This is a genomic window from Oleidesulfovibrio alaskensis DSM 16109 (assembly GCF_000482745.1).
In the GTDB taxonomy this organism is placed as follows: Bacteria; Desulfobacterota; Desulfovibrionia; order Desulfovibrionales; family Desulfovibrionaceae; genus Oleidesulfovibrio; species Oleidesulfovibrio alaskensis.
Genome location: NZ_KI519495.1, coordinates 1 through 19,781 on the forward strand (window position 1 = coordinate 1; position 19,781 = coordinate 19,781).

15 protein-coding genes are annotated in these 19,781 nt (G+C 58.6%); 7 read left to right on the top strand and 8 right to left on the bottom strand.

Going from position 1 to position 19,781, the window contains the following annotated elements:
• Positions 1 to 142: 142 nt before the first annotated feature.
• Both H586_RS0115300 and H586_RS0115305 read right to left on the bottom strand, forming a co-directional pair.
• On the bottom strand, positions 143 to 1,936 hold the full coding sequence (locus H586_RS0115300) for a methyl-accepting chemotaxis protein (RefSeq protein WP_027182478.1): 1,794 nt from the start codon (positions 1,934 to 1,936) through the stop codon (positions 143 to 145).
• A 155-nt stretch (positions 1,937 to 2,091) separates the two neighbouring features.
• On the bottom strand, positions 2,092 to 2,484 hold the full coding sequence (locus tag H586_RS0115305) for a Ros/MucR family transcriptional regulator (protein ID WP_011366485.1): 393 nt from the start codon (positions 2,482 to 2,484) through the stop codon (positions 2,092 to 2,094).
• A 454-nt stretch (positions 2,485 to 2,938) separates the two neighbouring features.
• Between H586_RS0115305 and H586_RS0115315 the strand changes: the two genes are divergently transcribed.
• From H586_RS0115315 to H586_RS0115335, 5 genes are all read left to right on the top strand, one after another.
• A complete protein-coding gene (locus H586_RS0115315) occupies positions 2,939 to 3,181 on the top strand; it encodes a hypothetical protein (RefSeq protein WP_011366484.1) in 243 nt (80 codons plus the stop codon).
• Positions 3,182 to 3,192: 11 nt separating this feature from the next.
• Positions 3,193 to 4,713: a cobyrinic acid a,c-diamide synthase CobB gene (locus H586_RS0115320; protein WP_027182479.1), complete on the top strand. Its 1,521-nt coding sequence runs from the start codon at positions 3,193 to 3,195 to the stop codon at positions 4,711 to 4,713.
• Positions 4,714 to 4,746: 33 nt separating this feature from the next.
• Positions 4,747 to 5,409 carry a precorrin-8X methylmutase gene (locus tag H586_RS0115325; protein ID WP_011366482.1) on the top strand — a complete coding sequence of 221 codons (663 nt, stop codon included), beginning with the start codon at positions 4,747 to 4,749 and terminating at the stop codon, positions 5,407 to 5,409.
• A 178-nt stretch (positions 5,410 to 5,587) separates the two neighbouring features.
• Positions 5,588 to 7,177: a DEAD/DEAH box helicase gene (locus H586_RS0115330; protein ID WP_011366481.1), complete on the top strand. Its 1,590-nt coding sequence runs from the start codon at positions 5,588 to 5,590 to the stop codon at positions 7,175 to 7,177.
• A 12-nt stretch (positions 7,178 to 7,189) separates the two neighbouring features.
• Complete coding sequence (locus tag H586_RS0115335) at positions 7,190 to 7,672, top strand: hypothetical protein (RefSeq protein ID WP_011366480.1); 483 nt, start codon at positions 7,190 to 7,192, stop codon at positions 7,670 to 7,672.
• 294 nt (positions 7,673 to 7,966) lie between these two features.
• Here the strand turns inward: H586_RS0115335 and H586_RS0115345 are convergent, their stop codons facing one another.
• From H586_RS0115345 to carB, 6 genes are all read right to left on the bottom strand, one after another.
• Positions 7,967 to 9,154 carry an OmpP1/FadL family transporter gene (locus tag H586_RS0115345; RefSeq protein WP_148204095.1) on the bottom strand — a complete coding sequence of 396 codons (1,188 nt, stop codon included), beginning with the start codon at positions 9,152 to 9,154 and terminating at the stop codon, positions 7,967 to 7,969.
• Positions 9,155 to 9,561: 407 nt separating this feature from the next.
• Positions 9,562 to 11,244, bottom strand: a complete 1,683-nt coding sequence (locus H586_RS19540; RefSeq protein ID WP_051364063.1) for a glycosyltransferase — start codon at positions 11,242 to 11,244, stop codon at positions 9,562 to 9,564.
• Positions 11,245 to 11,396: 152 nt separating this feature from the next.
• On the bottom strand, positions 11,397 to 11,927 hold the full coding sequence (locus H586_RS0115365; RefSeq protein WP_011366477.1) for an acyl-CoA thioesterase: 531 nt from the start codon (positions 11,925 to 11,927) through the stop codon (positions 11,397 to 11,399).
• A 148-nt stretch (positions 11,928 to 12,075) separates the two neighbouring features.
• Positions 12,076 to 13,080, bottom strand: coding sequence for a KpsF/GutQ family sugar-phosphate isomerase (locus H586_RS0115370; RefSeq protein WP_027182482.1), 1,005 nt, complete (start codon positions 13,078 to 13,080; stop codon positions 12,076 to 12,078).
• A gap of 138 nt (positions 13,081 to 13,218) precedes the next feature.
• Entirely contained in the window at positions 13,219 to 14,607 is a 1,389-nt protein-coding gene (gene purF, locus H586_RS0115375) for an amidophosphoribosyltransferase (RefSeq protein WP_011366475.1), read from the bottom strand.
• A 4-nt stretch (positions 14,608 to 14,611) separates the two neighbouring features.
• Entirely contained in the window at positions 14,612 to 17,875 is a 3,264-nt protein-coding gene (carB, locus tag H586_RS0115380; protein WP_011366474.1) for a carbamoyl-phosphate synthase large subunit, read from the bottom strand.
• A gap of 389 nt (positions 17,876 to 18,264) precedes the next feature.
• Between carB and hisH the strand changes: the two genes are divergently transcribed.
• Positions 18,265 to 18,906 carry an imidazole glycerol phosphate synthase subunit HisH gene (hisH, locus tag H586_RS0115385; RefSeq protein ID WP_011366473.1) on the top strand — a complete coding sequence of 214 codons (642 nt, stop codon included), beginning with the start codon at positions 18,265 to 18,267 and terminating at the stop codon, positions 18,904 to 18,906.
• Positions 18,896 to 19,675, top strand: coding sequence for an imidazole glycerol phosphate synthase subunit HisF (hisF, locus tag H586_RS0115390; protein WP_011366472.1), 780 nt, complete (start codon positions 18,896 to 18,898; stop codon positions 19,673 to 19,675). Before hisH ends, hisF begins: the two co-directional genes overlap by 11 nt.
• Positions 19,676 to 19,781: the final 106 nt, after the last annotated feature.

Sequence of the window (19,781 nt, forward strand, 5' to 3'; positions counted from 1 at the left end):
AACGGGAACGGGAACGGGAACGGGAACGGGAACGGGAACGGGAACGGGAACGGGAACGGGAACGGGAACGGGAACGGGAACGGGAACGGGAACGGCCCGCCTTGCGGCGGGCCGTTTGTTCAGCAGTTACTCTCAGAAAGCGTTATTTTCTGCTGTTCAGCTCATCAATCAGTTCTTCAAGCCGGGCAGCAAGCTCGGCCAGACGTGCCACTGCGCCTGCGGCCTGATCCATGCCTTCCGCCGTATCCGTAGCCACAGCACTTATTTCATCCACGGCTCTGTTAATTTCTTCACTGGTCGCGGACTGCTGCTCCGCAGCTGTGGCGATGGAACGCACCTGATCGGACGTATGCTCTGCCAGCCGCACTATTTCCTTCAGTGCGGCACCGGCTTCGCGCGCTTTGCCTGTGGCTTCATCAGCGGCACCGGCTGCGTTTTCCACATGCTCCACATTATCATGTGCACTTTTCTGAATAGTCCCTATGGCATCACCAACTTCTTTGGTGGCATGCATGGTCTTTTCGGCAAGCTTGCGCACCTCATCGGCCACCACGGCAAAACCGCGACCGGCATCGCCCGCTCTGGCCGCCTCAATGGCTGCATTAAGGGCCAGCAGGTTTGTCTGGTCGGCAATATCGCTGATAACGTCCATAATTCTGCTGATGTCTTCCGTCTGTTTGCCCAGACCGGCCATTTCGCCGCGCAATGTCTGCGCCCGGCTGTTCACACGGGCGATGGACGCTACCACCTGCTCCACCACATTCTCGCCTGCCGCCGCCTTATGGCGGGTTTCGTCAGCAGTGGCGGCGGACTCTGCAGAATTACGCGCCACTTCCAGCACCGTGGCATTCATTTCCTCCATGGCCACAGCCGTCTCCTGCGAGCGGGCAGACTGAATTCCGGCACCGGATGCAACCTCGTCCACCTGCGCCGAAAGCGCCTGCGCAGCCAGCGACACCTGCTCGGCTATCTCTTTGGCCTCCGAAGCAATACGGGCCATGCTTTCCAGCAGGGCAGACACCTTCGCCTCCTGCTCTTTGGCTTCGCCCATGGCCGCTTCAGCCCGCTGTGTCTGTTGCGCTGCCTCTTCGGTGCGCGCAGCAGATTCGGCCATTTTATCACGCAGATCGCCCACCATGGATGCAATGGAATCACGCAGCAGGGCAAGTTCCGCCTCGTATTTACCCTCGGGGCGGGCCTTCAGATCGCCACCGGCCACCGCACCTGCATACGCGCGCAGACGCTCCAGAGGCGAAAGCAGACTGCGCCCCAGAAAATACCGGGCAAGCAGCCCCAGCACCAGCAGGACGCCGACGGTGGTAATTCCTACCCCGATGGCCGCGCTGCGCACGCGGGCATGCACGCCTTCCAGCGAACTGATCACCTGAAACGCCCCGTGGATGCTGCCGACCTTCCAGCCTTCACGCACGCCTCCGGTAGGATCTTTGGATCCTTTGGGATCGCCGTGGCAGAACATGCAGTCCTGCGTCAGCCTGACGGGTCTGAAATAACGTATGGCATCGGCTTCTCGCACAACATACTCATCAAGCTGTTCTTTTTTAAGCTTGGCAAGAACTTCCAGCTCAAGAGGCGTGGGCGTGTTTGCCGGATTTCTGGGGCTTACCTTGGGTACGCGGAATTCATAGCCGGCTTTTTCGGCATTTTCCGCTGCGGCGCGCATGGCAGTAACAACCGGAACAGCCGATACGACCTTGTCAGGCGGCAATTCAGCCAGCGGACGAACCACGCCGGTCTCCAGCTTTTCTGCCATCTGGTGGCGTGTGGCTTCTGCCATCAGCACTATGCTGCGGCTTTTTTCCAGTATGGCTTCCTCGGCACCGTGCCGGATATCCCTTACCCAGCTGACAGCCATCAGCAATGCAACAACCAGAGGGCCCAGCAGCGCAACAGCCAGCACTTTCCACTTTATGCTCATGTTCTTCCCCTGATGAAATCGAATAAAATACGGCCATGCGGCAAAGCTCACTTTATTCTATCGGCAGGACAAGGGAAAGCATAACCTCAGAACAAGTTTACCGCCGATGATAATAAAAAAGGGCACACATGGTGCCCTGTCTGCAGTAAAGCCGATTATTTCTGTGTTCTGCGTTCCCACAGCTTCATGTCTTTCATTTTTTTACGGCGCTCACGTTGCAGCGACTTGCATACAAGGGGAGTTCCTTTTTTATAACCACATTTCGCTCTGTACTCGTCCGGCGTCAGACCATGCGTTGCAAGGTGTTTTTTTGTCAGAATCTTGAACGATTTGCCGCACTCGACGCAAGTGATTGTCTTTTCCTTGATGGCTTTTTTGGCGTCAACGGCATCAACAGCGGCGTCTTCGGCTGTGACGGAGCACTCACTGATGTTCTTGATGCCTTCTGCCAGCGTTTTTACCATGGTAGTTATCTCTTCTTCTGTCATGGTGCGTACACTGGCCTGAGCCTTAACTATTTCCAGAGCTTCTTTAAGATATGCTTCCATTACATCGCTCCTGTAGTAGAAAAAAATTGCAAGTTCCGTATCACACGCGCATACCGGTGTTGGTGTAGGATATTCATACAACAACGGTCAATACTGAAAACATCGGCAACAACTGTCTTTTGTCCGGAAATCCGGCACCCGGCCGAAAATGCTGCATGGCGGTCGCCTGTTCTCACTGCATTCACATTTTATATCTTCTTTCGTTCTGATACATTGCGCATATACGCAAGACAGATACATAAAAACAGGCTTCCGCATCATGTTATGCCGGTAACACATCTGCCCTGTGACGGAACCGGACGTGATGCGCATATGCGGTGCCTGCCCGTATGCCGGACGGACTCCCTGCACACCGATACTCTATGCATCCGGCGCTGTTCCGGTTATGCTGCACAGGTACAGTCAGCGGCTGAACGCGCCGGACACACCCAAAATACCGTGAGGTCGAACCATCATGAAATACATCCTCTTTGAAGATTTTTCCGGCATGCCGGTTCCTTTCATTTTTCCCGACAGAGTCGACCATGCCGACATGCGCGAACAGATGCCCTATACTCTCGTGCTGGCAGCAGGGTATGTCCACATGAGGCAAGGACAGTTCTACTGCCACGGCGGAGCACCGGAACTGGAAGCAACCGCACGCACGGAAGACGCGGCAATCATCCGCGACTTTTTTCTGCGTGACGAAGCGGAGTAACGCACGGTTTCATGCATCCGCTCATCACCATTGCCGGAACCCACAGCGGGTGCGGCAAAACAACAGTCAGTCTGGCACTTATGGCTGCCTTGCGCCGCGCCGGATTTGCCGTGCAGCCGTTCAAGGCAGGGCCGGACTTTATTGATACGGGGCACCACGGCACCGTAACCGGACGGCAGGGCCAGAATATTGACGGCTGGATAATGGGCCGTCAGGCGTGCTGTGAACTGGTATCACGCGCCATGAGCAATCCCGCGGGGCATCCTGCGGACATCGGTGTCATTGAAGGCGTTATGGGCCTTTTTGACGGCGCGTCCGGCTCGTGCGACAGCGGCTCCACCGCGCAGCTGGCCTCATGGCTGCAAGCCCCCGTGGTGCTTGTTGCGGATGCACGCTCCATGGCCCGTTCCGCCGCGGCGCTGGTGTCCGGTTATGTCCGGTTTGACCCGCATCTGCCGTTTGCAGGCGTTATCTTCAACAGGGTGGGCAGCAGCAACCACCGCAGTCTCATTGCCGAAGCCATGCGCACGGCATGTCCGGACATTCCCGTGCTGGGCTTTCTGCCACGCGATGAATCGCTGGAAATACCGGCCCGCCATCTGGGACTGAACACCGCGGCGGAATCTCCGCTGACAGCCGGAGTGCAGGACAGGCTTGCCCGCTGGTTCACGGCCGGAGTCAGTCTGGACAGCATTCTGACAGCAGCGCGTCGGGCAGCAGCGTCTCGGGCAGCAACGCGTCAGACCGCAGAATGTCAGGCAGCAGAACGTGCCGGACAATGTGTTACGCGGCAGTCCGGTTCAGCACCCGACGGCATTGTACAGTCCCGCAGCACTGCACAAGCGCCTGTCCGCATCGGCGTTTCAGCCGATGAAGCATTCTGCTTTGTCTATGCTGAAAACCTGCGGTTGCTCCAATCAGCCGGTGCCGAACTGGTCTTTTTTTCACCGCTGCATGATGCGCACCTGCCTGCTGGCCTGCATGGGGTGTATCTGACTGGAGGCTATCCGGAACTTCACGCGGACAGACTGTATGAAAACACCCTGATGCGTACCGCTGTATATGATTTTTCTCTCGCCGGAGGCATAGTGTATGCCGAGTGCGGCGGCTTCATGTATCTGATGCAGCAGCTGTACGACCAGCAGGGAGCATCGTGGCCCATGTGCGGCTGCCTGCCTTTTTCATGCGCCATGGGCACACGCTTCAGGGCGCTGGGCTACCGGCAGGTACGCACCACTGCGGACTCGCCTCTCGGCGCGGCAGGCACAGTCCTGCGCGGGCACGAATTTCATTACTCGCACCTGTGCGCGCCGCCCGCCGGAGACGATACAATGAATATTACCAACATCTATGACGCCACAGACCGCAACGGCACGCCCCTGAACAGAGGTACCGGCGACGCCCCCGCAGCGGCAGGCCACCTGCAGCGCAACACTCTGGGGTCTTACGTGCACCTGCACTTTGCATCCTGCCCCGACGCGGCCCGCGCTTTTGTCGGCGCATGCCGCCGTTCATCCGTAACCACGCCCTGACAGCGCAACATCCGCAGTGCCGGAGGAAAATATATGGATACCCCCGTTCTTCAGCAATGCTTCGCACCTCAGGCCATCGAGGCGCGCTCCTTTGCCATTATCGATTCGGAAGTGCCCGAGCCGCGCCCCTTCTGCGGTGCCCACTGGCACATAGCGCGCAGACTGGTGCATACCACCGCCGATTTTGACCTGCTGAACCACATACGGTTTCATCCGCAGGCAGTGGAGGCGGGTATACGCGCCCTGCAAAACGGCTGCACCATATTCACAGACACGGAGATGGCCCGCTCCGGCATACCCCTGCGCCGCATGACACCGCTGGGCTGCACGGTAACGTGTCTGCTGAACCGCCCCGATGTGGTACACGCGGCGCAGCGCGACAACACAACCCGCGCCCATGCCGCCATGAACGCCGCCAGCAGCGAACTGGCAGGAGCCATAGTGGCCATAGGCAACGCACCCACGGCGCTCATCCGGCTGGCCGGACACCTGGAACAGGGCTGCCCTGCGCCCGCACTGGTCATCGCCATGCCCGTGGGCTTTGTAAACGCGGCGGAATCCAAGGCGCTGTTCATACAGCAAAACCGTGTACCATGGATTACCATAGAGGGCAGAAAAGGCGGGTCTGCACTGGCGGCAGCCACCGTGAACGCACTGGCCGTGATGGCGCTGGAATCTTCACCCGCCGCCCCGTGATACCGCACTGCGTGCGCCTTGCGCATCTATGCCGCGGTTGCTATGATAGCAGATTATGTGCGCCGCACGAACATTGTCTGTTCACACTGCCGCAGTGCACCCACGCGCCCCGAGGCGCTTTTCATACGCCCCTGTACACTGCATGCACTGTGTCGGCGGCACCAGAGAAGGAAGTTATATGACGGATGAAACCAACCGGAATTCCGGTTTTGGAGACGAGCTGCAGAACGACCCCGCAGCACGCATGGCCAGCGAACTGACCGGCGTGGACGAGCCGGAGAACGCGCTGCCCGCTCTGACTTTTGAAGAAGTACCCGACACCATCAGGCAGGCCGCCGCACGCGCCGGCTGGCAGAGCCTGATGCCCGTGCAGCTGCACACCATGCCCTATTTTCTCCAGCGCCGCGATCTTATGGTTCAGTCGCGCACGGGCAGCGGCAAAACCGGTGCCTACCTGCTGCCGTTGATTGACCGCATCGACCCGCACAAAAACGAATGTCAGGCTCTGGTGCTGGTGCCCACCCGCGAACTGGCCCTGCAGGTCGTGCATGAAGCCGAAGTGCTGTATCAGGAGCTGGGCATAAACATTGCCGCCGTGTACGGCGGTGTGGGCTACGGCAAACAGACCGACGCCCTCAAGGCCGGAGCCCAGCTGGTGGTGGGCACTCCCGGTCGTGTGCTGGACCACCTTCTGCGCCGCACGCTCACGCTGGACGCGCTGCGTGTGCTCCTGTTCGACGAAGCGGACCGCATGCTTTCCATCGGTTTCTACCCCGATATGAAAGAAGTGCAGCGGTACCTGCCGCGCAGACGCATCAGCACCTATCTTTTTTCCGCCACATATCCGCCGCATGTTGTCCGGCTTGCCGGGGAATTTCTGCACGATCCTCAGATGCTCAGCCTCAGTCATTCTCAGGTGCACATCACGCAGACCCCGCACGTTTTTTACGAATGCAAGCCCATGGAAAAAGACCGTGTGCTTGTACGCATCATTGAAATAGAAAATCCCGCGTCGGCCATCATCTTCTGCAACACCAAGTCCAACGTGCACTATGTGACGGCCGTGCTGCAGGGCTTCGGATACAATGCCGACGAACTGTCTGCCGATCTTTCGCAAGCCAAACGGGAACAGGTGCTCAAAAAACTGCGCAACGGGCAGGTGCGTTTTCTGGTAGCCACCGATGTGGCGGCCCGCGGCATTGACATTCCCGATCTTTCACATGTGGTGCTGTACGAACCGCCGGAAGACCACGAATCGTACATCCACCGCGCAGGACGCACCGGACGTGCCGGAGCCAGCGGCGAAGTGATATCGCTGGTGGACATCATGCAGAAGCTGGAACTGGGCCGCATAGCCAAGCATTACCAGATAGACATGCAGATGCGCCCCACCCCCACGGATGAAGACGTGGCAAAAGTGGCCACCGAGCGCATGACCGCCATGCTGGAAGCCAAGCTGCGCTCGCGCTCGCCGCTGCAGCGCGAAAGAATGCAGCGTTTCATGCCCATGGTACGCCAGATGGCCGAAGACGAAGAACAGATGAAGCTTGTGGCCATGCTTATTGACGAGCTGTATCAGGATTCGCTGCATGCCGCTCCTCCCGCGCCTTCGGCGGAAGAACACAGGCAGCGCCCCGCAGCGCGGCCCGCGCCGCGCACCGCTCCGGCACCACGGCCCCAACAGGCGGCAGCCGGTAATGAACAGCAGGACAGCGATCCGCGGCCCAAAAGACGCAGAAGACGCAGGAAGCCCGCCAGCTCTGAATAAAACGACTACGCCATGACCCAAGAACTTCACAGGCCGGCACCCGTCGCCTATTCCAGTGACGAGGTGATCCGCAACTTTACCGCTGTGCTCGGTTCGTATTCCTTTATACAGGAAATGCGGACCCTGCGCGTGGGCAGACTGCAGTTCCGCCGCCGAAAAAAAGTGCTGCGCGAATTCACAGCGCTGTTTATCGCGCTGTGGAATCTTGCGCTGCACAAGTCCTTTCCCGACGATGCAGAGCTGATCTTTGACGAATTCATCAGCAGGCTTGCCAACCATTGCAGCCAGTCCAGCAAAAACACAAAGCTGCTCTGGCAGCAGATACAGGTGTACCAGACGCTGCTCGAAGCAAGAAAAGACAGTGACTTCACCGAGATTGCCGCTTTTATCACCGGTCAGCTGGAAACAGACAGCACCGAACAGCTGCGGACAAAACACCGCCTTGCGCTGCTGATCCGAGGCGCCTACAGCATCATCTTCGACAGGCTGATCTGACAGGCACCCGCATCTGAAAATGCACAGGCCGGAAGGGATACTACTTCCGGCCTGTTTTTTTCACCCGCAGTCACACATCCGCTGCGGCGCCCGCCATGTCATACTCCCAAAAGCCCCGCCGGTGACTGCCGGTTTTGCAGCCCCGGAATGCTGCATTACCGCAGAACGCGCGGTGCAACATCTCATCCGCTTCCGCGCACCGGCACACGGCAACAGCCAGCCGGAGCAACAACATAAAAAAAGCGTGCGGAACATGTGTTCCGCACGCTTGAAGCCGTATGCAGCCGGTGCCGTCTAAAAGCGGTATCCCAGCGTCATGCCCACAAGGTGAGCGTCTCCGTCTTTGAAGCGCACTCTGTTTTCACCGCCCATTGTGGTGGTCACACTGCCTGTGCGTTCCTTGATAAGCAGGTAGGTGTAGCTGAGGTCCAGCGTCCACGGCCCCTGATGTATGCCCACACCGCCGCTGAAAAGATGCCTGTCGTTGGCAGGCACCAGAAAATCAAGATAGTTTTCGTTGAGCGGCGAATTGTCATAAACATAGCCGGCACGCAGGTCCAGCATCTCGTTAAGGGCATATTCAACCCCCACGTTAAACCGCCAGACATCCTTCCACTCGGTGGTTTTGTCCGTCGTTGCCACACTGGGGTTGTTATAATCGATGACCAGCTTGTCATAGCTTGTCCAGCCGGTACGTACCGCACCCGCTTCAATGCTCAGCCTGTCGGTGGGCATCACACATACCCCCAGAAAAAGCATGTCGGGCAGGTTCACGCTGCCGCGCGCATCGGTATCGCCCCAGTTGCTGAAAAGGGGGCCGGAACCGCTGAAATAGCCCGTGCCCTTCAGGTTCTGCTTGATGCCGGAACGCCAGCTGGCGCCCAGCGCAAGCCATTCCACAGGCTGATAGTGAATGCCCAGATTAATGCCGTAGCCTATGCTTTCGCCGTTCACACGGCCGTCCAGCCTGCCGCCGGCACCGGCTTCCACTATGTTTTTCTGCTCATAGTCAAACCACATGGCCTCAATGCCAAAGGCGACCGAAAGCTTGTCGGTAAGTTTAAGCCCCATGACGGGGTTCACCGACAGGGACTGTATGCCCACATAATACAGCTGGTCTTTACCGAACCAGTCTTTGGAATATTCATTACCCAGACCGAAACGGGAAAACACGCCGACACCGTAGTACAGCGCATCGTTGACCTGCCGCGTGGCGTAGGCATGAGGAATGGCCCAGTAATTCTTTTTGGCGGAGACAGTTTCCTGCCCTTTCACTTCCACGGTGGCGCTGGGGTCTACCAGCGTCATGCCCGCAGCCATCTGAGTACCCTTAAGCTGCGTAATCAGCGCAGGGTTGAACGCAATGGAAGAAGGACTGGCCTTGCGCGCAACCATGGCGCCGCCCAGAGCATTGCCGCGGGCGCTGAATTCGTACATGGCAAATCCTGCGGCCCGGGCCGTGTGCGGAAGGCTGAGAAACATGCCCGAAAGAGCGAGACAACAGACTATGAAGAACCGTCGCACTGATAACCTCGATTGATGATGAATAACGTTGTGTAGCCGCAACCTCCGTCCGTGTTCCCCGTTCTTCGAATCAGTGCGTATGCTTCATTACAGTATTCAGTCGGAATCGGGAGCTTTTAGACTCTTTTGCCGGTAAACACAAGAACACGCCCGACCGGCCATGCGCAGCAGGCATAAGAAACAAAATCGCCTCTTCCGTTGTCACGCCATGTGCAGCGCGACACGTCCCTTGCGGGTGCCGCCCGCACAAAACGCCCCGACGGACCTGTCACGGCTGCATTTACCGTCTGCCCCGAAGCGGCATAAGAAAACCCCGCACAGGCGGGGCAGAGATCACGGGCCGTAACCGGAAAAAACACCTGCCGTCAGCCGGCACCGCCTGTCATGGCCGCCAGCTCTCCCCGTGCCTCGCGGCTCAGCAGCGGGGCCACAGTCTGCAGCGCAGCCGTGAAATGACTGAAGCCGCAGTCTTCCACCGTCTGTTTAAGCTCTTTCAGACGCTCGCCGGAAAACTTTGCCTCCATCTTCATGTGGTTGCCCCACACATGCCCCCAGCCTGCCTCGCTCAGCGGCGCCTTGCGGCCGGTGTCCTGCCGGTGCACCACACATACACGCCCGTCATACAGCACCCTGCCGCCGGCGTTCCATACCTGAATATCATGCTCGATATCATCCACCTGCGACGGCGAAAAACGAACATCGAATTGCGGAACCCCCAGCCTGTCGCACAACCGCCTGTTGAACAGATGACAGCAGCCCATGACCGAAAGGCACGGACTGCGGTAGTCATACTGCCCCATATCCCAGAACAGCGGAGCGTTGTTTGTGAAGCGTATGAGCTTGTTACCCGCCTTGTAAAAGTTGCGCAGCACATACTGCACTGACGCGATGCTGCCGGGGTTGACCACCTTGGGCCCCACCACCGCAGCCTGCGGGTATTCATCAAGCGACTGCATGTACATGCGCAGCCAGCCTTCGGGCAGCAGCACATCGTCGTCCAGATACGCCACATAGTCCGCCTGCCGCATGGCAGGCAGCTGCCACAGCCAGTTGCGGGCCGCCGGGGCGCCCACATTCACCGGCAGATGGATAAAATCCACAGGCCTGCCGCAGGCGGCTTCCCGCGCGGCATCTTCCAGCTGACGCGGCGAAAACGCATCAGAACCGTTATTCAGCAGCGTGATGGATGCATTGCCTATATCGCTGTGCACAAGGCTGCGCAGCGTATCCAGAGTCACGTCAAATTTGTTCCATGTGTACAGAGCCACACTGACACTTCTGCCGCGGGCCACACTTTCAAAACCGGCAGGCGGTGCACCGCGCAATGTCTCCACCAGCCTGTACACCAGAAAAAACAAGGCAGGTTCGGCCTGCAGGGCATCACGCAGCAGAGCTATCCCCTGTTCTCTGTGCCCTTCACGCAGTGCCAGTTCCGCGCTCACATGCAGCGACACAGGGCCGGGTACGGCAAGTGACAACAGCTCGCGGCACAGCTCCGGACGGTTCATGCTCAGCGCGCCCCACGCAAAAAACGGCGCCGCTATGCCGCCTTCCGGAGTCTGCACAAATGCCCGTGCCGCCTGTTCAAAAAAAGCACCGTTGCCTATTTCCCACAGAATACCCGCGCAGGTGAACCGGTAAGCCGGAGAATCACCGTACAGCGCGCCGTGCAGCAGCTTTTCGTCATCTTTTTCCAGCGCGGTGGTCCGTTGCAGCACATCGCCCATATACACGGCAGGGCCGGAATCGAGCACATCGCGCACAGCACACAGCCAGCGCATGTACACTTCGGAAGCCCGCTGTCCCGCGCACAGCGAAGCCACCACCCCCCGCAATGCCGAATCAAAGGGATTCAGCAACAGGGCCTGACGCAGCAGCCCTCTGGCAAGTGCCATGCGCTGCATACCCTCCTGCGGCGGCTGAGCCTGCAGGTCACGCAGCAAATGGTCGGCCATCTGCATGGCCAGTGCGGGATCGGTATAACCGTTGGTCAGATGCTGCCTGCGGAAAAGAGAGGTCATCAAATCGCGTTCCGGCGCGTTGCGCATAATCGTTGTCCTGTCTGTAGGTCTGGCGGGGCGTCACTTTCTGCCGGTATCCGTACGGCAGGATAAAAAAAGCAAAAAATGTTCCGCAACAGGCGCAGCGCGGCATGCACACACAGCACTCCACAAAAAAATCACTGCCCGTCCGCGGTGCATCAGTACAGTTCTTTCACGCCTTCATCACGGGCCAGAGTCTGCCCTTCCTGCGACAGTTTTTCACGCCGCCGCTCTTCGCGCCGCACCTCGCGCCGCATGAGGGCTTCGCGGTTACGGCGGTGCTGCTCGGGCGTTTCCAGTATCAGGCCCGGCACTGCAGTCGGTCTGCGGTTTTCATCCATGGCCACAAATGTCAGGTATGCCGAAGCAGCATGCCGCACCTCGCCCGTGAGCAGGTTTTCAGCCTCCACACGTACCCCCACTTCCATGGACGTATTACTGACCATGTTCACGCTGGCCTTCAGCACCATAAGCTCTCCCACATGTACGGCAGCCTTGAATTCCATCCTGTCGATGGACGCGGTGACCACCGTGCGGCCTCTGGCGTGGCGCATGGCCGCCACGGCACCGGCAAGATCGATATGCTTCAGAATGGTGCCGCCGTGGATGTTGCCGGCGGGGTTGGCATCCTGCGGCAAGCCTCTGTGCGTCATAATGGTATCGCTGTCGCTCACCTTACGATCATTCATAATATACCTCCGGTATCCTGCCGGCAGCGCGGCCTGCATACGGTGCACGCGCCCGCAGACAACAGGGTATGCACCGCCGCAGCCGCGTCCCGTACACAGCATACAAAAACGGCGCACCGCGGTGCGCCGTTACCATGCCACGGGCCTGTCAGCGCGAAAATTTAACTCCGCCCTTGCCCAGCAGGTCATGCAGGTGCACAACCCCCAGCAGCAGTCCGTCATCACCGGTGATGGGCAGCACGGTGATAGCTTTTTCTTCCATCATATCAATAAGCTGCGCCACTGAAAATTCTTTTCTGGCGGTCAGCGGACTGCGTACCATCACATTGGCCACCGGCGATGCGGTTTCCACGCCCGCCTCGCGGCAGACCATGCGGCGCACGTCGCCGTCCGTCAGAATGCCCGACAGGCGCCCCTGACCATCCGTCACCAGCACAGTGCCCAGCCGTCCCTCGTCCAGCACGCGCAGCGCTTCTCCCGTCCGCACGGTCTCGCGCACCACGGGCAGGTTTTCGGTATGCATCAGACTTTCCACCCGCATACTCAGCCGGTGCCCCAGCGAACCGCCCGGATGAAACCGCAGAAAATCATTTTCAGTAAATGATTTCCAATGGATAAGACATACAGCAAGGGCGTCGCCCATGGCCAGCACAGCCGTGGTGGAGGCAGTGGGCGCAAGATTGAGCGGGCACGCCTCGCGGCGGACGCCGGTATCAAGCACCACATCGGCACTCTTTGCCAGCGTGGACTCCAGTCCGCCTGTCATGGCGATAAGCGAAGCCCCCAGACTGCGCAATGCGGGCAGAATGGCGTTCAGTTCGTCAGTCTCGCCGGAATTGGATATGGCGATGATGACATCATCACTGCGCAGCATGCCCATGTCGCCGTGCGCACCTTCCACAGGGTGCAGAAAAAAAGCGGGAGTTCCTGTGGACGACAGCGTGGCCGCCAGTTTGCGGCCCACCAGGCCGGATTTACCCAGCCCGGTAATGACAACGCGGCCCGTGCAGCGTGCCATCAGTGTCAGCGCATCCACAAAACCGCCGTTCAGTCTGTCGCGCATGGCGGCAATGCCTTCAATTTCAATATCCAGCACCTCGCGCGCCAGCGGAATCCAGTCCGTGCGGCGGGTGCATTGTGCGTCCTGAGTCATAAGTTCGGAATCCCTGTTATGAGTTGCATCGCCTCCGGCCAGGGCTGTCGGATACACACCGGATGACGCTGCGATAAAAAAAGCGCATGCGGGCACACCGTGTCCGGCACGGCAGCCCGCATGCACAATATGTCGTATTTAGCAGCCGCACTCAAGGCACGACTTCAGATTTCCTTCGCACTGCAACGGGTAGCTGCCGGTAAAGCATGCCAGACAATAGTCATCCGGCGTACTGACCGACTTGAGCAGCCCCTCTATGCTGATGTAATGCAGGCTGTCCAAACCGATAAAGCGTTCTATCTCTCTTACGGAATGGTTGGCCGCAATCAGTTCGCCCTTGGAGGCAAAATCAATGCCGTAGAAACACGGAAACTTGATGGGGGGGCAGCTCACGCGGAAATGCACTTCGCGGGCGCCCAGCTCCCTCAGTTTTTTCACGCGGGTGCGGATGGTGGTACCCCGCACGATGGAATCATCCACAATGATGATGCGCTTGTCCTTGATCATATCCTTCACAGGGTTGATCTTCACCCTTACGCTGTAATCACGCATATCCTGCGAAGGCTGGATAAAGGTGCGGCCCACATAGTGGTTGCGGATCATGGCATGCTCGTACGGCAACCCCGACTGCTGGGCGTATCCCACGGCGCAGTATACGCCGGAATCGGGAAAGGGCATGACGAAGTCGGCATCCACCGGCGCTTCCGTGGCCAGCTGCTTGCCCATGGCTTTGCGGCAGAAGTAGACATTTTCTCCGAATACCATGGAATCGGGGCGGGCAAAGTAGATCAGCTCGAAGATACAGTGGTGGCGCTTTTTGCCCATATCCATATCATAGCTGTGCACCTTGCCTTTATCGATGACAATCATCTCGCCCGGCTTGACGGAACGGATAAGCTCCGCCTCCAGCAGATCAAAGGCGCACGATTCACTGGCAAAGACATGCGCGTCGCCCACTTTTCCCAGCAGCAAAGGACGAAAGCCGTGCGGGTCACGCACGGCTATCATCTTATCATTGGCCAGAATAAGCAGCGAATACGCACCGCGTGCCTCGCGGCAGGCAGCCATGACGGCTTCTTCGACAGTGCCTCCGTTCATGTGCTTGGCAATCAGATGGACAATTACCTCGCTGTCGTTGGTCGTCTGGAAAATGGAGCCGCTTTCTTCCAGTCTGGAACGAAGCTCCACGGTGTTTACCAGATTACCGTTGTGGGCGATGGCTATATCCATGTTTTTATAGCGCACACGGAACGGCTGGGCATTGCGCAGCAGCGATGCGCCGGTGGTGGAATAGCGGGTGTGGCCGATGGCGATATCGCCTTTGAGTTCTTTGCTCAGATGCCGTTCATTGAACACTTCCGGCACCAGCCCCATGCCGCGTTCTTCACGCAGGGCCGAACCGTCCCATGTTACAATGCCCGCACTTTCCTGCCCGCGGTGCTGCAGCGCATACAGTCCGAAGTAGGTCATGCGGGCGGCTTCGGCATGGTTGTATATGCCGAAGACGCCGCAGTATTCACGTTTCATGATATTATTTTTCCCCGCATACGGGCGCTTCGGTGCTGCCCGCGTAGTATTCCTGCAGGCTTTTCACGGTAAGCCCGCAGCGGCGCTGCTCGGCAATGGCCCGCGCGATGGCGTGCGCACCGGATACCGTGGTGCTGTAGGGTACCCCGTACAGCAGCGTCGCCTGCCGGATGTCCTTGGAATCCTGAACAGTACGCTTTCCGGAGGCGGTGTTCACCACCAGCGAAACCTCGCCGTTCTTTATGAAGTCCACAATGTTGGGTCTGCCCTCGTACACCTTGTACACAGGCGTACATGAAACATTGTTTTCTTCCAGCAGCTTGCATGTGCCTTTGGTGGCCAGCACCTCAAACCCCAGACCGGCGAACACACGCGCCACTTCCACAACGTAGGGTTTGTCCTTGTCGTTGACGGAAATGAAGACCTTGCCTTCCTGCGGCAGTTTCTGTCCGCCGGCGATCTGCCCCTTCATAAAGGCTTCCTCAAATGTGCGGCCCATGCCCATCACCTCGCCCGTGGAACGCATTTCGGGGCCAAGCAGAATATCGACACCCGGGAAGCGCTTGAACGGGAAGACGGATTCCTTAACGGAGAAGTAGCCTCTGCGGCGCATGCTCCACGGGTCGAGTTCGCGCAGCGGCGTTCCCATCATCACCTGTGTTGCCAGACGGGGCAGCGGCACGCCCGTGGCCTTTGAAACAAAAGGCGCGGTGCGCGAAGCGCGGGGGTTGACCTCAAGGATGAACACGCGTCCGTCCTTGATGGCGAACTGAATGTTCATGAGTCCCACCACCTTCAGCTCTGTTGCCAGCGCAACGGTCTGACGGCGGATTTCTTCCACAATATCAGCAGGCAGCGTGTGGGGCGGAATCACACAGGCAGAATCGCCGGAATGAATGCCCGCCTCTTCGATATGTTCCATAATGCCGGCAACGTAGGTATCGCACCCGTCGGAAAGGGCGTCCACGTCAACCTCTGTGGCGTTTTCAAGAAACTTATCGATAAGTATGGGATGCTCCGGAGCTTTGCCCACCGAGTTGGCAAAGTACGTCCGCAGCTGTTCCGCATCGTAAACCACTTCCATGGCACGCCCGCCCAGCACGTAGCTGGGGCGCACAACCACGGGATATCCGATGGTCTCGCTGGCTTTCAGAGCTTCTTCCAGCGACATCACGGTGTCGTTGGCAGGCTGCAGCAGATCCAGCTTCTGAATGAGCGCCTGAAAACGCTCGCGGTCTTCGGCACGGTCGATGGAATCGGGATGTGTACCCAGAATGGGCACACCGGCGCGCATGAGCGGCACGGCGAGGTTCAGCGGTGTCTGCCCGCCGAACTGCACTATGACACCGTCCGGCTTTTCCGCTTCCACAATGTTCATGACATCCTCAAAGGTCAGCGGCTCGAAATACAGCCTGTCCGAGGTGTCGTAGTCGGTGGAGACGGTTTCGGGGTTGGAGTTGACCATGATGGACTGCACGTTCATATCGCGCAGAGCGAACGATGCATGACAGCAGCAGTAGTCAAACTCGATGCCCTGCCCGATGCGGTTGGGTCCGCCGCCGAAGATGATGACCTTTTTACGGTCTTCGGCCACAAGCTCTCTGCCTGTTTCGTATGTGGAGTAATAATACGGCGTATAGGCTTCAAACTCGGCCGCGCAGGTATCCACCAGATAATAGGTGGGCCGGATGCCCATGGACTTGCGCAGATCGCGCACGGCGGATTCGGGCAGCTTCCACATTTCGGCAAGCTGTCTGTCGGAAAAACCGTATTCCTTGGCCCGCTTCATCAGCGACACAAGGTCGGGGTTCTCCGCCACCATGGAGTTTGCCAGCGCAAATCCCTTGAGGGCCGCTTCCATGTCCAGCACATCTTTGAACTGCCGCAGAAACCAGGGGTCGATGGCCGTGATTTCATACAGCTCTTCCAGCGTGAATCCGGCCAGCATGGCCAGACGCAGCCAGAATATGCGTCTGGAGTTGGGCGTGCGCAGCCGCGGCATGATGTCTTCACGCGCGGGCAGCTCTTCGCGGTAGTTGCCCCCGAAACCGGCAGCGCCCACTTCGAGCGAACGCAGGCCTTTCTGCAGGGCTTCCTTGAAGGTACGGCCTATGGCCATGGCTTCGCCCACGCTTTTCATGGCGGTGTTCAGTTCGTCGCGCGAACCGGGGAATTTTTCAAAGGTGAACCGCGGCAGCTTGATGACGCAGTAGTCGATGGACGGCTCGAACGACGCCATGGTCTCGCGGGTGATATCGTTGGGAATTTCGTCCAGCGTATAGCCCACTGCCAGCTTTGCCGCGATTTTGGCTATGGGAAAGCCGGTGGCTTTGGATGCCAGTGCGGAAGAACGCGACACACGGGGGTTCATTTCGATGACCACCATGTCGCCGTTTTCGGGGTTGATGCCGAACTGCACGTTGGAACCGCCGGTTTCCACGCCGATTTCACGCATGATGGCAATGGAGGCATCGCGCATCATCTGGTATTCGACATCGGTCAGCGTCTGGGCAGGTGCCACGGTGATGGAGTCGCCGGTATGCACGCCCATGGGATCGATGTTTTCGATGGAGCACACGATGACGCAGTTGTCATTGCGGTCGCGCATGACTTCCATCTCATATTCTTTCCAGCCCAGCACAGACTGTTCCACAAGGATTTCGCTCTGCATGCTGGCCGCAAGGCCCTGCGAAGCGATTTCCTCAAGGTCTTCCATGTTGTAGGCTATGCCGCCGCCGCTGCCGCCCAGAGTAAATGCGGGCCGCACAATAAGCGGAAAGGGCATTTCGGCGCCCAGCCTGCGCACGTCGTCCATGGTGCGGGCTATACCGCTGGCGGGCACTTTCAGGCCTATGTTGGCCATGGCCTGACGGAAAAGATCGCGGCTTTCCGCCTTGTTGATAACGTCACGGGTGGCGCCTATCAGTTCCACGCCGCACTCTTCCAGCACGCCTGTTTCGGCCACGGCAAGCGCCGTGTTCAGGCCGGTCTGACCGCCCAGAGTGGGCAACAGCGCGCAGGGTCGCTCTTTGCGGATGATGGCGGCGACGGTTTCCGGTTCAATGGGTTCGATGTACGTCCGGTCGGCAAGACCGGGATCGGTCATGATGGTGGCGGGGTTGGAGTTGACCAGCACCACCTCGTAGCCTTCTTCCTTGAGGGCCTTTACGGCCTGAGTTCCGGAGTAGTCGAATTCGCAGGCCTGTCCGATGACAATAGGCCCCGAGCCGATGACCATAATACGCTTGAGGTCGGTCCGCTTTGGCATTTCGCTTCGCTGTATGTCGTCTTGGTTAGGTGTTACACCATAAGGCGGACGCGCGAAAAAGCTGGTGAACAATCACGCTTTCCGGGCAAGGCAGTCCGGCCGCAGACGTTGCGGCACAGGGTGCGACAGCCTGCGCGCCCCGCAGTACCAGGCGAGAAAAGAAGCCCGCGGGCATCCTTTTGTGATTGTTGAGGAACATGCACACGAAGCCTATGCCCCGTCAGCAATCCCGCCTTTATACCCTTTGATGCCCCACAAACGCAAGCACCAGAGTTTGCCCTGCCGTCACAGAATGTGCCCGCGACGTTATAGAGTGCAGGAAACGCTTGCTCTTTACGGCGTGAAGCTGATAATTGCCGAGTACCTAAACCCCGCAAGAGGAGGGAACCATGCTTGCGATCCTGAAATACAAGGCCGGCAACCAGACAAGCGTGCGCCGTGCCCTGAACCACATCGGGATCCCCAACGTGATCACGGCGGACCCCGCCGAGATCGCCGCCTCGGAAGGCATCATCTTTCCCGGCGTGGGGGCCGCCGGACAGGCCATGGACGAACTGACGGCCGCCGGACTTGACGCTGTGCTCAAAGAGCAGGTGGAAGCAGGCAAACCGCTGCTGGGCATCTGTGTAGGCTGCCAGATAATGCTGGACTACAGTCAGGAAAACGATACCCGTACGCTGGGCATCATTCCCGGAGAATGCCATCTGTTCAATCCCGCGCTGGAAGACGAAACCGGCGCGCCCATCCGCGTACCGCACATGGGCTGGAACAGAGTGATACCCAGAAAGCCGTGCGCACTTTTCAAAGGCATTTCCGATGATGCCGAATTTTATTTTGTGCACAGCTACTTTCCCAACCCGCAGCCGGACTATGTCATTGCCACCACGACGTACGGCAAGGAATTCTGCTCTGTTCACGGCGGGCCGGGGCTGTGGGCCGTCCAGTTCCATCCGGAAAAAAGCGGCAGACCCGGACTGAAGCTGCTCAGCAACTTCCACGCATACTGCAAGGAGGCCGCCAATGCTCAGTAAACGGATTATCCCCTGCCTTGACGTGCGTGACGGCCGCCTGACCAAGGGCATAAAATTTCAGGGCAATGTGGACATAGGCGACCCCGTGGAAAGCGCCAGACGGTACTACGAACAGGGCGCCGACGAGATTGTTTTCTACGATATCACCGCATCGCACGAAGGGCGCGGTATCTTTCTTGATATTGTGGAAAAGGTGGCTTCGAGCATTTTCATACCTTTTTCCGTGGGCGGCGGCATAAACACCGTGGACGATATGCGCGACGCGCTCAACGCCGGTGCGGAAAAGGTTTCGGTCAATTCCGGTGCGGTGAAAGACCCTGACATCATCAGCAAAGGGGCCGCCCGTTTCGGTTCGCAGGCCATTGTGCTGGGCATGGATGTCAAGCGCGTGGCCCCGACAGAAGCCATCCCCTCGGGGTACGAAATCGTCATCCACGGCGGACGCAAACACATGGGCATGGACGCGCTGGACTGGGCGAAAACAGCAGAAGTGCTGGGTGCCGGTGAAATCTGCGTCAACTCCATAGACGCCGACGGTACCAAGGACGGCTACGAACTGACCCTGACCCGCATGATAAGCGATGCCGTGCAGATTCCCGTCATCGCCTCGGGCGGGGCCGGACATCCTGCGCATATGTATGACGCCCTGACCAAAGGCGGCGCTTCTGCAGCGCTCATCGCGTCCATTGTGCATTACGGCGAATACACCATACCCGACCTGAAAAAACAGATTCAGGCCATGGGCTGCAAAATGCGGCTGACCTGGTAACACCCCTGCAATGCAGGCCGCCGGCAATGCACACCCGGTGAAAAGCGGGTTGCGTACCGGCCACGGACTGCCGTCGGCAATGCGCTTTAACGCACGACGCTGTCTG

What these genes read in the sequence shown, in the direction of transcription:
- H586_RS0115370 (WP_027182482.1), bottom strand. Translation starts at nt 13,080, where the DNA reads ATGACTCAGGACGCACAATGCACCCGCCGCACGGACTGGATTCCGCTG.
- H586_RS0115335 (WP_011366480.1), top strand. Translation starts at nt 7,190, where the DNA reads ATGACCCAAGAACTTCACAGGCCGGCACCCGTCGCCTATTCCAGTGAC.
- H586_RS0115345 (WP_148204095.1), bottom strand. Translation starts at nt 9,154, where the DNA reads ATGTTTCTCAGCCTTCCGCACACGGCCCGGGCCGCAGGATTTGCCATG.
- H586_RS0115330 (WP_011366481.1), top strand. Translation starts at nt 5,588, where the DNA reads ATGACGGATGAAACCAACCGGAATTCCGGTTTTGGAGACGAGCTGCAG.
- H586_RS0115365 (WP_011366477.1), bottom strand. Translation starts at nt 11,927, where the DNA reads ATGAATGATCGTAAGGTGAGCGACAGCGATACCATTATGACGCACAGA.
- carB (WP_011366474.1), bottom strand. Translation starts at nt 17,875, where the DNA reads ATGCCAAAGCGGACCGACCTCAAGCGTATTATGGTCATCGGCTCGGGG.
- H586_RS0115300 (WP_027182478.1), bottom strand. Translation starts at nt 1,936, where the DNA reads ATGAGCATAAAGTGGAAAGTGCTGGCTGTTGCGCTGCTGGGCCCTCTG.
- hisF (WP_011366472.1), top strand. Translation starts at nt 18,896, where the DNA reads ATGCTCAGTAAACGGATTATCCCCTGCCTTGACGTGCGTGACGGCCGC.
- H586_RS0115305 (WP_011366485.1), bottom strand. Translation starts at nt 2,484, where the DNA reads ATGGAAGCATATCTTAAAGAAGCTCTGGAAATAGTTAAGGCTCAGGCC.
- H586_RS0115325 (WP_011366482.1), top strand. Translation starts at nt 4,747, where the DNA reads ATGGATACCCCCGTTCTTCAGCAATGCTTCGCACCTCAGGCCATCGAG.
- purF (WP_011366475.1), bottom strand. Translation starts at nt 14,607, where the DNA reads ATGAAACGTGAATACTGCGGCGTCTTCGGCATATACAACCATGCCGAA.
- H586_RS19540 (WP_051364063.1), bottom strand. Translation starts at nt 11,244, where the DNA reads ATGCGCAACGCGCCGGAACGCGATTTGATGACCTCTCTTTTCCGCAGG.
- H586_RS0115315 (WP_011366484.1), top strand. Translation starts at nt 2,939, where the DNA reads ATGAAATACATCCTCTTTGAAGATTTTTCCGGCATGCCGGTTCCTTTC.
- H586_RS0115320 (WP_027182479.1), top strand. Translation starts at nt 3,193, where the DNA reads ATGCATCCGCTCATCACCATTGCCGGAACCCACAGCGGGTGCGGCAAA.
- hisH (WP_011366473.1), top strand. Translation starts at nt 18,265, where the DNA reads ATGCTTGCGATCCTGAAATACAAGGCCGGCAACCAGACAAGCGTGCGC.